The sequence below is a fragment of the Alterinioella sp. genome, assembly GCF_058343375.1.
On sequence record NZ_JBTUJH010000007.1, the window covers coordinates 67,254 to 81,209 of the forward strand.

Here is a 13,956-nt window from a genome sequence, read left to right on the forward strand (position 1 = left end):
ATCGTGAAAGTAAACCTGATGAAATGGAAAGCCACCTTCCGTGCAATTGCCGTCGTCTTGGCCGCAGGTTTGCCGCCTGCCCTGCCGGCATCGGCCGCGACCTCGGCCACCGAAAGCACGGTCGCTGTCGAGGCGGTGCTGATCACGGTCGAAAACGCAATCGCACCGGGCGCATCCTCGATATCGGCGGGTCTGGACCTTTCCATGACCGAGGGCTGGAAAACCTATTGGCGCAGCCCCGGCGAAGTCGGTCTGCCGCCCGAGATGGATTTCTCGGCCTCCGATAATGTCGCCAGTGTCGAAATCCTCTGGCCTGCGCCGCAGCGCTTTACCGCCTTTGGCATTCAGAATTTCGGCTATTCGGGCGAGATTGTGCTGCCGGTGCGGATCAATCTCGAACGCCCCGGCGAAGCGGCCCGTCTGCAAACCGATGTCGATCTGCTGGTCTGCTCGGATGTCTGCGTGCCGAACAGTTTTACCTTCACCATCGACCTGCCCGCGAGCTCGTCGGCACAGGTCAGCCTTATTGATCAGCAATCGGCCGACCGGATCGCAAGATTTGCCGCACTGGTTCCGGTCGAAGGGGCCTCCGGGATCGTGGCCGAAATGGCCGCCTTCGTGGATGAGGAGGCCCGCACCCTGACGCTATCGGCACGCGGCACCAGCGCCTTTGACGCCCCTGATATCTTCCCCGAAATGGGCGACTATACCGCCTTTGGACCCCCCGATATCCGCCTTGGCAACGGCCAGACCGAGCTGTGGGCGCAATTCCCGATCCTGAGCCTGGATGAAGAGGCCCCCGCCACCCCCACGATCACAATTACCGATGGCGATAGCGCCGCTACGCTGACCGCCACGTTGCTGACCGAAGCCCCCCCCGCCCCCTTCACGCTGACACAGGCGCAAACCACATTTTCCGCGCTGGCCTGGATCGCGCTGCTGGCCTTTGTCGGCGGGCTGATCCTGAACGTGATGCCTTGTGTGCTGCCGGTTCTGTCGATCAAGCTGGCCTCGGTGGTGTCGGGCAAGGGCAAAAGCCTTGGCACCATCCGCAGCAGTTTTCTGGCCTCGGCGCTTGGCGTGATGGCGTTCATGTGGTTCCTGGCGGCGGTGACATTCGGCTTGCAACGGTTTGGCGTCACGGTCGGGTGGGGGCTGCAATTCCAGAACCCGACCTTTCTGGCGCTGATGGTTGTCATCCTGGCGGTCTTTGCCGCCAATATGTTGGGGTTGTTTGAAATATCGCTGCCATCCGGGCTGCAGACCCGGCTGGCCAATAGCGGCGCGCGCGCCGGTCATAGCGGAGATTTTGCCACCGGGGCCTTTGCCGCCGTGCTGGCAACGCCCTGTTCTGCGCCGTTTCTGGGCACCGCGATTGCCTTTGCGCTGACCGGTGGCGCGGTCGATATCGCGGTGGTGTTTTCGGGGCTGGGCCTTGGCCTTGCGACCCCCTATTTCGCCGTCGCCGCCTATCCGCGCCTGGCGCAACTGATGCCGAAACCGGGCCGCTGGATGATTGTGCTCAAGGCGGTTCTGGGGCTGCTTCTGGTCGCGACGGCAAGCTGGCTGATCTGGGTCATGTCGGGTGTCGCGGGCCCGACCGCCACCTATGCGACCGTCGGTCTGACACTGGCCCTGATCGCGGTGATCGCCCTGCGCCGTATTCCGAACACTCCGAAATGGGTTGGCATCGCGGTGTTGGCGCTGGCCCCGATCATTGCCGCCGATCAGCTTGCCGAACGGGCCGCGGCGGCGACCCCGGTTACTCAGGCCGAATGGGCCGAGTTCGACCGCACCCTGATTGCCCGGCATGTCTCACAGGGGGATGTGGTTTTCGTCGACGTGACCGCGGATTGGTGCCTGACCTGTCAGGCCAACAAGCTGCTGGTGCTGGACCGCGAACCGGTGGTCAGCGAACTGGCCGCACCCGGCGTGATCGCGATGCGCGCCGACTGGACCCGCCCGAACGAGGATATCTCGCGCTATCTGGCCTCCTTCGACCGCTACGGCATTCCCTTCAACGCCGTCTATGGTCCCGGCGCGCCGAACGGCATCGTGTTGTCGGAACTGTTGAGCACCGAGGCGGTTCTTGAGGCGTTGCGCGAGGCGGCCACCCGCAATCTGGCCGCCGGGAACTGAGGCCCCGCCCCTAGCACATTCAGACCAGCCTGAATCGATTGGCGCGTTGAAATCCAGGACTTCAACGCGCCAAACACCGCATCATGTCCCAGCCATTGGCGAGACCTGCTTCAGTCTGCCAGATCGCCCGACAGATCCTCATATGCCTGCCGCTGCGGGCCATCCTCCGGCAGCAACGGTTCGGCCTGGATCAGCGCATTGCGGGCCGCGTCGTCATCACCAAGAACCCGGTAGGCATTGGCCAGTCGCAGCCAGCCCTCCAGATCATCGGGTTCGTCCTGCAGCCGTGCGGCAAGCCGGTCAACCATGGATTGCACGAATGCCGCGCGTTCTTCGGGCGACATGTCTGCGGCGGCCGTGATCTGATCGGCGCTTGGGCCCGGCGCGCCCTGCGCGCTGGACAAAAGCATCATCGGCCCGACCGGCGGACGGCCCAGTCGGGCACCGATCTGATTGATCCGGGCGACATAGAATTCCATCCAAGGCGTGATCTCGGTTTCCCGACCGATACGGTCGACCAGAATATCATAGGCCGTCGCGGTGCGCCCGGCCTGATCCAGCGAAATCGCCTGATAATAGACCGCCGCCGGGTTCAGCGGCTCCAACTCGAGCGCGCGATCAATCGACGCCTGTGCGGGCGGTGTCACGACGCCATTCTCTGAGGCAATGATCGCTTCCGCCGCTTGCGAAAAGGTCGCAGAGGTCGCATCAGGCAACGCCGTGGCGACGGCCAGAGCTTCGACGGCACCGGTGAAATCATTCATCCGCATATAGGTTTGGGCAAGCAACACCCAGCCATCAAGCGGGCCGCCATCTTCGCTGGCGACCAGACGCGAGCGCAGTTCATCGGCCAGTTCGACCATCCGTGCCGAAGCCTCCCGCTCGGCGGTGCGCTCGGCGAAGGGCATGCTCGGTATATCGGGCTGGCCGAATTTGCTGTAAAGCCCGACGCCGCTGGCACCGACCACGACAATCGCAACCCCCAGAACCCATCCGCCCCGCGTGGTTGACCGTTTCTGAACCGTGGGTGCCTTCGATAGTGCCAGCAGCCGCCGCTTGACCTCGATACCAGCATCCCTGGCCTCGGCCTCGCTGATCAAACCGCGCGCCTGATCGCGCCCGATCTCGGCCAACTGGTCACGCAGCACGGCCATCGCGCCTGCATCACGGTCATCATTGGCTTCCGCCCCACCCGCAAGCGGCAACAGCATGAACAGGAGGGCGAGAGCGCCCAATCCTACAAAAATCAACATCAGCATCATGGTTGTGTTTCGTCCTTTGCATCCGCATCCAGAAGGGTCTGGATCGCAGCCCCTTCAGCTTCGGTCAGATCATCGGGGCGGGCCGATTGCCGGCGGACCCGGCCAATGACGGCAATTCCGACAGCGCCCGCGACCAGCGCCAGCACCAGCGGCGCAAGCCAAAGCGCATAGGTCTGTGGCGAGAAGGGCGGGCGCAGCAGCACGAAATTGCCGTAGCGCACGACCATGAAGTCAAGGATATCGGCATTGCTGTCGCCCTCAAGGATCCGCTCGCGGACCAGCAGGCGCATATCACGCGCGATGCCGGCATTGGAGCTGTCGATGTCCTGGTTCTGACAGACAACACAGCGCAACTGCTGTGAAACGTCGCGCGCGCGCGCCTCCAGCACGGGATCGGACAACATCTCATCGGGTTCGACCGCAAAGACCGCGCTGACCGGAGCAAAGGCCAGCATCAGGATCAGTATCACACGCGCCATCATGACGATCCCTCCTGGCGTGCCAGCGCCAATGCGGTGTTGAATTGGCGGATCGCGGTTTCGCCCAGGATCGGCCCGACATATTTGTAAAGCACCGTCCCGTCGCCGCCGACGATATAGGTTTCGGGCACGCCGGTCAGCCCCCAGTCAATCGCCACGCGCCCGTTCAGGTCGGATCCGATCCGCTCATAGGGGTTGCCCAATTCGTTCAACCAGCGCAGCGCATCCTCGGGCTCATCTTGGTAGTTGATGCCAAAGAGGCGCACGCCATCCTCTTCGACCATCCGGGTCAGAACCGCGTGTTCGGCCCGGCAGGGCACGCACCAGGAGGCAAAGACATTGACCACCACCGGCCCCGAATTGCCCACCAGATCGGCACGCGAGAGGCCCGGCACACCGGTGCCCGCCACCTCGGGCAGGGTAAATTCCGGTGCCGGTCTGGAAATCAGCACCGACGGGATCGCGTTGGGGTTGCGCTCCGGGTTCAGACCCCACAGGAAAAACCCGCCAAAGATCAGGGCGACCAGCACCGGGCTTGCGAACAGGATACGTTTCATCAGATTACTCCGCCGGTGTTGTGGCCGCAGGGGCCCTGGCCGTGGCCGCCGCTGCGCGTCGGGGGGCACCGACACGCAAGCGCCGGTCCGACAATGACAGCCCGCCACCCAGGATCAGCATCGCAGCACCGGTCCAGATGAACAGCACCAAAGGCTCATAGAGAATGCGCAGGGTCCAGGCCCCTTCGGCACTGGCCTGCGCATCGGCAGGTTCGGCCAATGAGGCATAGAGATCGCCCGCCACGGTGGACCGGATCGAGGATTCCGTGGTGCTGAATTGCGCCACCGGGTAGTTGCGCCTTTCGGGATAGAGCGTGGTCACATATTCCCCGTCACGCGAAACCGTCAGCGTGCCGCGATTGGCCACATAGTTCGGCCCGGTCACCCGTTCGACCCCGTCAAAGCGCACGTCAAAGCCCGCGATGGAAATCTCGGATCCGGGGGTAACAAAGACCACCTGCTCTGACTTCCAGGCGGTCGACCCGACAAAGCCGAACATCAGAACCGCCAGCCCGGCATGGGCCAGTGTCATCCCATGGGCTGCGCGGGGCAGGTTGCGCGCCCGGCGCATCGCGTCACGCAGCGGCACTTTGCCCAACCGGATCCGCCCGGCCCATTCCAGAAGCGTCGCCATGAACAGCCAGGCCGCGATGGCAATGGTCAGATACGCCAGCACCGGCCCGCCCTCGGTCAGATACCAGACCACCAAGGCAGTCAGAACAGACAACACCAGGACAAATTTCAACCGTTGCATCACACCCGCAAGATCGGCCCGTTTCCAGGACAGGAACGGCCCGAACCCCATCAGGATGACCAGCGGCAGCATGATCGGGATGAAGGTCGCGTTGAAGAAGGGCGGACCGACCGACAGGCGTTCGCCCACCAGCGCCTCGACAAACAGCGGATAAAGCGTGCCAAAGAGCACCGTTCCGGTGGCCGTGGCCAGAAACAGGTTGTTCAACAACAACCCCGCCTCGCGACTGACAGGGCGAAACAGACCGCCGGGGTCCAGCGTCGGCGCGCGCCAGGCATACAGGATCAGCGACCCGCCGATGGTCAGCCCCAGAAGCCCCAGGATATACATCCCGCGTTCGGGATCGACCGCAAAGGCATGAACCGAGGTCAACAGCCCCGAGCGCACGATGAACGTGCCCAGAAGCGACAGCGAAAAGGTCAGGATCGCCAGCAGGATGGTCCAGCTTTTGAGCGCGCCGCGCTTTTCGGTCACAATCGCCGAATGCAACAGCGCAGTGCCCAGAAGCCAGGGCATGAAGCTGACATTTTCGACCGGATCCCAGAACCACCAGCCGCCCCAGCCAAGCTCGTAATAGGCCCACCACGATCCCAGGGCGATGCCGCCGGTCAGGCTCATCCAGGCTGCCAGCGTCCAGGGCCGGACCCACCGCGCCCAGGCGGCATCGACACGGCCCTCGATCAGGGCCGCAACCGCGAAGGAGAACACGATCGAGAAACCGACATAGCCGAAATAGAGCAGCGGCGGATGCAAGGCCAGGCCGATATCCTGCAACAGCGGGTTCAGATCCTGGCCATCGGGGGGCGGCGGAAAGACGCGCTCGAACGGGTTCGATGTAAACAGCATGAAACTGAAGAAGCCGACGCTGATCCAGGCCTGCACCGACAAGGTCCGGGCCCGCAAGCCTTCCGAGATATTGTTGCCAAAGACCGACACCGCGGCCCCGAACACCGTCAAAATCAGCACCCATAGCAACAACGAGCCTTCGTGGCTGCCCCATGAGCCCGCGATCTTGAACAATAGCGGCTTCAGCGAGTTTGAGTTCTCGACAACATTCAGCACCGTGAAATCGCTGACCACGAAGGAGCGCACCAATGCCGCGAACGCAATCAGAGTGAAGGTGACCTGCGCCAGCGATGTCGCATGCGCGCTGCGCATCCAAAGCACATTGCCGCGCGCGGCCCCAAGTATCGGCAGGATACTTTGAACCAAGGCAAAACCGAGGGCGATTGCCAGAGAAAACTGGCCGATTTCAGGGATCATATTTGCCTCATGAATTGGCCCGCGATGCGGGTTGGTAGTCGTTGAATGGCGCTGAATCTGCCGAAGACGTGCCCGGCCCGGCGGCGTCGGGGCCGGTTGTGGTGTCTATGGGGAGCGTAACACGTGCCACCAGCCCGCCACCGGGCGCATTGGCCAGTGTCACATCACCGCCATGCGCGCGCAATATGCTGCGCGCAATCGAAAGCCCCAGACCGTGCCCGCCCGTATCCAGCGACCGGGACCGGTCCAGCCGTTGGAACGGGGCAAAGACCTCTTCCAGCTGATCCTCGGGAATACCCGGTCCTTGATCTGCAACCTCGATCACTGCAACGCCGTCCTGTTCTTCAAACGTGACCCGCGCATCGCCGCCATATCGTTGCGCGTTCTCAATCAGGTTTCGCAATGCGCGCCGAAACGCGAAAGGCCTTACCGAGATAGCCAACTTCGGCCCCGGCGCAAGCGCAAACTGTGTCGGCATGGCCTGATTGATATTGGTCAGAACCTCGCCGATCTCGACCCGCTCGGAGGGTTCCGAGGCACGGACGCCGCGCGCATAAGACAGGGTCGCGTCCAGCATCCCCTGCATTTCCTCGATGCTGGCGACCATATGGTCGCGCGTTTCTTCGTCATCGACCATCTCGGTGTGCACCCGAAGCGCCGTCAGCGGCGACCGCAGGTCGTGACCAATTGCCGCCAGCATGCGGGTCCGGTCCTCGACAAATCGGGTCAGACGTTCCTGCATGATCCCGAAAGCCGCGGTAAGATCGCGCACCTCGGTCGGGCCGGTGGCATCGACAGGCTCCATATCCTCGCCGCGGCCCAGGCGTTCGCTGGCCACCGCAAGATCGCGCAGGGGGCCGGTAATTCGGGCCATCAGGAACCAGAACCCGGCCGCCAAAAGACCTGCCGCCGTCAGAACGAATGTAATGGTCGATCCCCAGGCCCATTGCAGCGGGGGCCGCTCGAACCGGGTTTGGACATTCAGCCAGCCGCCGCCCAGAAGCGCAACCGAAATGCTCATTTCCAGTGCCGACATGTCGTTGCCCATCATGGCGGACATGTCATTGCCCATCATGGTGGACATATCACCGCCGGTCATCGCGGAACGAATATTGGCCACACCGGATGACAGATGTGGCAAGGGCAGGATCGTGCCTTCGACCTCGTGCACATCGACCCGAATTTCACGGGTGAACGGATCGTCCAGAAGGGCCCTGATTCTGGCCTCGACAGGGCCGGAATCACGTTCGTTGCTGATTCCGATCGCCGGCTCGTCGGTCATCTCGAAACGCACCAGCGGGGAATTGGCCGCGCGCAAAATGGCGGCATGCAGATCGCTCGGCGCCTCTTCCAGCAGGCGCGCCACACTCGCGGCCCGCCCTGTCGCCTCAAAGCCAAGGGCCGCGCGCACGGCAAGAGAGCGTTCATCGACGAAAAACAGCAGCGCCACGGCTTGAGCGGCCAGCAAAATCCCCAGAAGCAAAAGGATAAGCTGCCCCCGCAAGCTCATGAAAAACCGCCCGATCATGATTCGATTTCCACATCGGTGGACAGGCTGTAGCCGCCATTGCGAACCGTGGTGATGATCTTGGGGCGCATCGGATCGGCCTCGATCTTGCGGCGTAACCGGCTGACCTGATTGTCAATCGTGCGATCAAACGGACCGGCCGAGCGGCCCGCCGTAAGATCCAGCAACTGTTCCCGGCTCAACACCAGCCGCGGGCGTTCCAGAAAGGTCGACAGCAGCCTGAATTCGGAATTGGACAGGCTTTCCTCAACCCCATCATCCGATACCAGCGCCCGGCGATCCATATCCAGCGTCCACTGCGCGAACCGAACCGTCATCCCGGCCAACCGACCGGCCAGCGTCTCGGTTCTTTCGCTGCGTCGCAGCACCGCCTTGATCCGGGCCAGCAGTTCTCGCGGGTTGAAGGGCTTGGGCAGGTAATCATCAGCGCCGACCTCAAGCCCGATGATACGATCCGTGTCTTCGCCAAGCGCCGTCAGCATGATGATCGGCGGCGATCCCTCTGCCGAAAGGCGCCGACACACCGACAACCCGTCTTCGCCCGGCATCATCACATCCAGAACAATCAGGTCAAAACTGCCGACCGAGAGCTTCTGATCCATATCCGCCGCGTCGATGGCGGATGTCGCCCGCAGCCCGTTTCTTTGCAGAAAACGCGTGACCGCATCGCGGATGTCGCGGTGATCATCCACCACCAGGATATGAGGGCTTTCCGGTTTCATTTACCCTTTCTACGATATTCATTCCGGCGTTTCCGCCAGGAAATTGTCACCGTTTGTATCAGCGGCCACTCCCGTGACGAACTGATACACAATCGGGCGGGGCATGCCCTAGCAAATATGAACGCCAGCGATCACGTTCTGGTTTCAAATTGGAATTGGAATTGGAGACTACACATGAAACCGCTCTTGTTGATCACGCTGGCCGCAGCCGCGCCTCTGGCATTCACATCGGCTGCTCTTGCCGACGCAGACCACGCCAACGACGCCGCCAAGATAGAAACGGTCGGCCAGGTCGGAACCTATGGTTTGGGCCATGGCCCGGGCGCAGGCCAGGGCGGGCCGCATGGCGGCGGCCAGAATGCAATGATGCAGCAGATGATGCAAATGATGCAGCAGATGGCCGCGATGCAGGGCGGCACCATGATGGGTGGCGGCGCGGGCGGCATGATGGGCGGCGGTGCTGGCGGCATGATGGGCGGCGGCGCTGGCGGCATGATGGGCGGCGGAAATGCGGCTATGATGCAGGGGTTTGACGCCAATGAAGACGGCACCGTGACCGCAGAGGAAATGCGTGCAGGGCTGCTGGCCGAACTGGCCGAATATGACCGGGATGGTGACGGCACATTGTCGCTGGCCGAATATCAGGAGCTTTATCTGAGCATGGTGCGCGAAGCCATGGTCGACCGGTTTCAAGTTCTTGACGCCGATGGTGACGGCGCGATCACTGCCGATGAAATGACGGCACGGGTCGACCGGATGGCACAGGCTGGCATGGTCGGCGCAGCTCAGATGGGTGGCGCTGGCGCGACCGGTCAGATGGGCGGCATGATGGGCAGCGCAGCAGGAAACGGCCAGATGCCGGCCATGAACGGCAGCGCAGCAGCAGATGGCCAGATGCCCGCCATGAACGGGGAAAATATGTCAAACGGCAATTGACCCGACACTGGCGGCGTGGGCATTCTTTCGCTCACGCCGCCAGACCCACCTGCGCCGCAAGAAAACCAGGATACAGGAAAAGAGACCGACATGAGCTATGGATATACCCGCGTGCTGAATGACACGACGATGGAAGATGCTGAAATTCTCATCCGTCACAGCCTGGAGGAACAGGGCTTTGGCATTCTGACCGAAATCGACGTCAAGGCCACGCTGGAAAAGAAAATCGGGGCCACCATCGACGGCTATCGCATTCTGGGTGCCTGCAGCCCGCGCCACGCGCATCGCGCCATCACCGCCGAACCGCGGATCGGCGTCATGCTGCCCTGCAATGTCATTCTGCGCGAATTGCCCGAAGGCACCGAAGTGACCGCGATTGATCCGGCCGCCTCCATGTCGGCGGTCGAAAACGATGAGCTGATGGTGATCGCCGCCGAAGTGACCGAAGGCCTCAAGAAAGCGGTCGACCAGATGTGACAGGAACGTTCTTTGCCGGGCAAGAGACGGTATTGACCTTCCATCGGGCCGACCCTTTACGTATCAGGGTCACACAGCGATAGAGGAACAGGAGCGGTGCCGTTCGGGACCTGCCCCATCGCAGACCCGGCTTTGGTGTCTCGGTGCCGAAATGGTATAGACCGTTCTGCGTGATCTTCGATCTCTTGGCGGCGGGCTTTCTGCCGTTGTTTTATGGCGTGGGGCCGCTGGATCCATGACACCACCAAATCGGCCCAAACGCCTGATCGCCATGGCCATTGCCCTTGTGGCCCTGGCGGCGACCATATTGTTCTGGGGGCCGATCAACGCTGCGCTGAACGGCATCGACACCGAAAGCATTCGTGCCCTGGTGATGCGGGCCGGGCCGGTCGGGCCTTTTGCCGTCATCGGGCTGATGACGCTGGCCATTGTGGCAAGCCCGATTCCAAGCGCCCCTATCGCGCTGGCGGCGGGGCTGGTCTATGGTCATCTCTGGGGCACCGTTCTGGTGGCGATCGGCGCTGAATTGGGCGCGCTTCTGGCCTTTGTCATCGCCCGCTATCTGGGCCGCGACCATGTCGAACGCTGGCTTGGCGCACATATGGAGAACCGGTTTTTCGGCTCGCAGAATGCCCTGATGGCCACCGTCTTCATCAGCCGCCTCTTGCCTTTTGTCTCGTTCGACGCGATCAGCTATGCGGCCGGGTTGAGCCGGATCACATTCTGGCGGTTCGGGCTGGCCACGCTGGCGGGAATCATTCCGGCCAGTTTCGTGCTGGCCCATCTTGGGGCGCAGGCGCTGGAAGGCGAAAGCAATGTCGGCTTTTGGGTCTCGTTGGGCCTGGGCATTGCCGGGTTGACGACCGCGGCAATCTGGCATCATCGCAGTGCAGGCAACGCAGAGGCTGCCCCGCCATCCCCGGATCGTTCAGCGGATTGAGGCGCCGCCTGTCGTGATTGCCCGCCAAGCGGATCTTGCCGGAAATCCCTCAACCAATGCGCGCCGCAAATTCAGGCCAGCACCCGTGCAACGCCATCGCGCAAATGGTGCACCACCCCCTGCCCGCCCGGCATATCCGATAGTGCGCTAACCGGCAGGCCCAGGATCAGGCACCGCATCAGCCGCGACGTGACACCATGCGTAACCAGCACCGCAGGACCGGTCAGATCGGCCAGAAAGCCACGCAGCCGCGCCTGCATCGCGGGCAGGCTTTCGCCGCCGGGCGCGTGAAACTTCCACAGATTCGGATCGGGGTCGGCCGCAATTTCGGGATATGTGGCCCGAAGATCGGCCAGGCTGCGGCCCTGCCACTGGCCCAGGTCAATCTCTTTCAGGCGCGAATCCTGTGCGATCTGATGGCCCGGCAAGGCGATCTGGCCGGTGATCAGCGCGCGCGGCGACGGGCTGCTGATCACGGTCACATCCGGCGGCAGGAGGCGTGCCAGAATGCGCCCCTGTGCTGCGGCCTGTGCAAGGCCGGTTTCCGTCAGCGGTGAATCGAGATGGCCCTGCAAACGCCCGGCGACATTCCACTCTGTCTGGCCATGGCGCAGGATCCACAACTCGGGCAGGGTCATCGGACTGTCCATTCAGCTAGCGACCCGACGCCATGTTTCGACAAGAGCGGCCCGGATGGATTGCGAACTTCTGCAGGGAAAATGGTGGGTGATAAGAGATTTGAACTCCTGACATCTTCGATGTGAACGAAGCGCTCTACCACTGAGCTAATCACCCGCCGCAGGAATGGGGTTTATCGCCGGTTTTCGCCCGCCGCAAGAGGGGGCAGGCAGGAAATCAGTCCGCGCCGGGGGTGGGCGTGCGCACCGGGTCGGGCGCGGGCGTGTTCAGCTTGATCCGCGCAATTATCTGTTCACCGCCGGGTTTGGCCTCGCGCCGCTTGGCGGTGATCTTGCCAAATCCGGGCAGCGATATGTCATGGCCTTTGGCAAGGGCCGCGCCAAGCGCCTCCAGCACATGGCCCACGGTCAGGCGCAACTCGCCGCGCTTGAGCTCGGATTTTCCCTCCAACGCCTGCATCAGGTCCTGCATCTTGAAGACCGGGGCTGGCGGGGCCTTTGCCTGCGCGACAGCGTCCGGGGCAGCGGTTACGCCGGTCAGCTTGGCCTTGGCTGGCGGCTTGGCGGCCGTTTTGGCGGCCGTTCTGGCGGTGGTCACTGTCTTGCCGGCGGCAGTTGATTTGCGCGCCGTTTTTCTGCCGCTTGTCGCCGCTTTGCTGGTCTTTGCCGATGTGGCCATGATGCCCCCGTCCGATGATTGTTTCCAATTCATCGACAGCGTAGCGCCCGGAAAATGATTTCACCAGCGCCAGGGCGCAATTATAGCGCGTCGCGTTCATTCGCATTCACGCGAGACGCTCTAACGCCTTGTTTTCGCATGTCCGAGAAGCTCAAAACCGGTTCCCACTTTTGAACGACATGCTCTGAAACCGGCTCAACCATGGTTGGCCTGCGCGTATCGCAGCGTGATGTTGCGTTCATTCCAACGCGGCCATCCGATCAGTTCCGACACCGTGACAAAGCGGAAGCCGCGCGCAATCAACCCATCCAGCGCAGCGGGCATCGCACGAATTGTGGCCCCGATGATGTCATGGGCCAGAATGACCGCGCCGGTATGGGCACCGGCGACAATGCGATTGGCCACCACCGAACTGCCCGGTCGGCGCCAATCCTGTGGATCGACCGACCACAAGATCGTCGGCAGGTAGCGGGACTCGCTGATCAGATTTCGCTGACGTTGCGACAGCAGGCCATAGGGCGGGCGCATGATAACCGGCGCTCGGCCCGCGGCCTGCTGAACGGCCAATGCGGTGTTGTCAAGTTCGCGCATCAGCCCTTCATTGCCAAGCAATGTCAGGCGTGAGTGGCTCCAGCTGTGATTGCCGATTTCGTGGCCCTCAACAGTGATGCGCCGCGTCAGGCGCGGATACATGTTCACCCTGCGGCCCAGAACAAAAAAGGTGGCGCGGATATTGCGCGCCGCCAGAATATCAAGCAATTGCGGTGTCAGGCTTGCATGCGGCCCGTCATCGAATGTCATGGCGACAACCGGTTGACTGGTCGGCACGCGGGTGATGGTCGAAGGGCCCCCTTGGGTCAATTCAATCGGTATCGAATAATCCGGCCCCGACTGCGCATTGGCCCGCCCGACAATGGCCGGCAAGGCAAGGCACGCAGCAGCCCCACCCAAAAGAGTTCGGCGTAAAATCATTCTCAAATTCCCCGGCAACGTCAAATTTTGGCAGATTTGCGATGCAGCCCGACCAGCCAAGCCCAGATCGGCTTGCGAATCAAGCTTGGGCGAATCATGGCGCATGCATACCGTGTCAATTTGGCCGCGCCCTGAACCGCCACAGATCGTCAAGGATATCAGCACCTTCCGCCGTCAACTGCGGCGAATCGACTGCGAGCCTTGCTTTCGCCCGCGACATGCGAAAGGATTTGGATCAACAAGAAGCTGGACCTTGCTGTCACTCGGTCCCCAGGGGGAGAACATGATGAAAACGCTATTGGCGGCAGCGACCACCTTGTCTTTTTTGGGCGCAACGGGCCTGCAGGCGCAGACCGCACCGACCATGCCGGTCGAGATTGTCACCCAGGATGCCACCGGTGTCGGCCTCGAGGAGAGCCATCTTCTGGTGCCCATCCTGTTTTTGATCCTGCTCCTGGCCACGGTCAGCAGCAGCAGCACCGGCGGCTATAACGGCCTCAATTAGAGCGCGTCGCGCCTGATCGGATTCGAGCATTCATCGGCCGGACCGAGGCAGCGTTCGCGCAATCGAATGCGTTCGGGTCGGCCGGTGAATTCGATTTGGCGCGAC

At 62.4% G+C, this 13,956-nt stretch carries 14 protein-coding genes and 1 tRNA gene; 5 read left to right on the forward strand and 10 right to left on the reverse strand.

Translation table 11 applies throughout. The annotated features are described in order from the left end of the window. Positions 1–18 precede the first annotated feature (18 nt). Positions 19–2,139: a protein-disulfide reductase DsbD family protein gene (locus ACW8PS_RS01380; RefSeq protein WP_491525457.1), complete on the forward strand. Its 2,121-nt coding sequence runs from the start codon at positions 19–21 to the stop codon at positions 2,137–2,139. A gap of 110 nt (positions 2,140–2,249) precedes the next feature. Here ACW8PS_RS01380 and ccmI read toward each other — a convergent pair whose 3' ends face one another. Genes ccmI through ACW8PS_RS01410 form a run of 6 tightly spaced genes read right to left on the reverse strand, consistent with a single transcriptional unit; the run spans position 2,250 to position 8,704 of the window. After that, positions 2,250–3,401: a c-type cytochrome biogenesis protein CcmI gene (gene ccmI, locus ACW8PS_RS01385; protein ID WP_491525458.1), complete on the reverse strand. Its 1,152-nt coding sequence runs from the start codon at positions 3,399–3,401 to the stop codon at positions 2,250–2,252. After that, the gene (locus ACW8PS_RS01390) at positions 3,398–3,880 is read right to left on the reverse strand and encodes a cytochrome c-type biogenesis protein (protein ID WP_491525459.1); all 483 of its coding nucleotides are present in this window, start codon (positions 3,878–3,880) and stop codon (positions 3,398–3,400) included. The genes ccmI and ACW8PS_RS01390 overlap by 4 nt, the downstream gene beginning before the upstream one ends. Continuing rightward, on the reverse strand, positions 3,880–4,437 hold the full coding sequence (locus ACW8PS_RS01395; RefSeq protein ID WP_491525460.1) for a DsbE family thiol:disulfide interchange protein: 558 nt from the start codon (positions 4,435–4,437) through the stop codon (positions 3,880–3,882). The genes ACW8PS_RS01390 and ACW8PS_RS01395 overlap by 1 nt, the downstream gene beginning before the upstream one ends. A gap of 4 nt (positions 4,438–4,441) precedes the next feature. Continuing rightward, positions 4,442–6,454 (reverse strand): heme lyase CcmF/NrfE family subunit, encoded by a 2,013-nt coding sequence (locus ACW8PS_RS01400; RefSeq protein ID WP_491525461.1) that lies wholly within the window; start codon positions 6,452–6,454, stop codon positions 4,442–4,444. Positions 6,455–6,461: 7 nt separating this feature from the next. Beyond that, positions 6,462–7,964 carry an ATP-binding protein gene (locus tag ACW8PS_RS01405; RefSeq protein WP_491525462.1) on the reverse strand — a complete coding sequence of 501 codons (1,503 nt, stop codon included), beginning with the start codon at positions 7,962–7,964 and terminating at the stop codon, positions 6,462–6,464. Positions 7,965–7,978: 14 nt separating this feature from the next. Continuing rightward, entirely contained in the window at positions 7,979–8,704 is a 726-nt protein-coding gene (locus ACW8PS_RS01410) for a response regulator (protein ID WP_491525463.1), read from the reverse strand. Positions 8,705–8,878: 174 nt separating this feature from the next. Between ACW8PS_RS01410 and ACW8PS_RS01415 the strand changes: the two genes are divergently transcribed. The 3 genes from ACW8PS_RS01415 (at position 8,879) to ACW8PS_RS01425 (ending at position 11,057) form a co-directional block, all read left to right on the forward strand. Beyond that, positions 8,879–9,640 (forward strand): EF-hand domain-containing protein, encoded by a 762-nt coding sequence (locus ACW8PS_RS01415; RefSeq protein WP_491525464.1) that lies wholly within the window; start codon positions 8,879–8,881, stop codon positions 9,638–9,640. Positions 9,641–9,730: 90 nt separating this feature from the next. Beyond that, positions 9,731–10,117, forward strand: a complete 387-nt coding sequence (locus ACW8PS_RS01420; RefSeq protein WP_491525465.1) for a DUF302 domain-containing protein — start codon at positions 9,731–9,733, stop codon at positions 10,115–10,117. A gap of 235 nt (positions 10,118–10,352) precedes the next feature. Continuing rightward, positions 10,353–11,057 (forward strand): TVP38/TMEM64 family protein, encoded by a 705-nt coding sequence (locus tag ACW8PS_RS01425; protein ID WP_491525466.1) that lies wholly within the window; start codon positions 10,353–10,355, stop codon positions 11,055–11,057. Positions 11,058–11,128: 71 nt separating this feature from the next. On the opposite strand, the gene ACW8PS_RS01430 is transcribed toward ACW8PS_RS01425, so the two are convergent. The 4 genes from ACW8PS_RS01430 to ACW8PS_RS01445 all read right to left on the reverse strand — a co-directional run bounded on the left by ACW8PS_RS01430 (position 11,129) and on the right by ACW8PS_RS01445 (position 13,451). After that, positions 11,129–11,695 (reverse strand): histidine phosphatase family protein, encoded by a 567-nt coding sequence (locus ACW8PS_RS01430; RefSeq protein WP_491525467.1) that lies wholly within the window; start codon positions 11,693–11,695, stop codon positions 11,129–11,131. Between the two features lie 82 nt (positions 11,696–11,777). Next, positions 11,778–11,852: transfer RNA gene (locus ACW8PS_RS01435), tRNA-Val, on the reverse strand. Between the two features lie 60 nt (positions 11,853–11,912). After that, positions 11,913–12,374, reverse strand: a complete 462-nt coding sequence (locus tag ACW8PS_RS01440) for an HU family DNA-binding protein (RefSeq protein ID WP_491525468.1) — start codon at positions 12,372–12,374, stop codon at positions 11,913–11,915. Between the two features lie 195 nt (positions 12,375–12,569). Then, positions 12,570–13,451 (reverse strand): polysaccharide deacetylase family protein, encoded by an 882-nt coding sequence (locus ACW8PS_RS01445; RefSeq protein WP_491525469.1) that lies wholly within the window; start codon positions 13,449–13,451, stop codon positions 12,570–12,572. A 178-nt stretch (positions 13,452–13,629) separates the two neighbouring features. Between ACW8PS_RS01445 and ACW8PS_RS01450 the strand changes: the two genes are divergently transcribed. Next, complete coding sequence (locus tag ACW8PS_RS01450; protein ID WP_491525470.1) at positions 13,630–13,851, forward strand: hypothetical protein; 222 nt, start codon at positions 13,630–13,632, stop codon at positions 13,849–13,851. Positions 13,852–13,956: the final 105 nt, after the last annotated feature.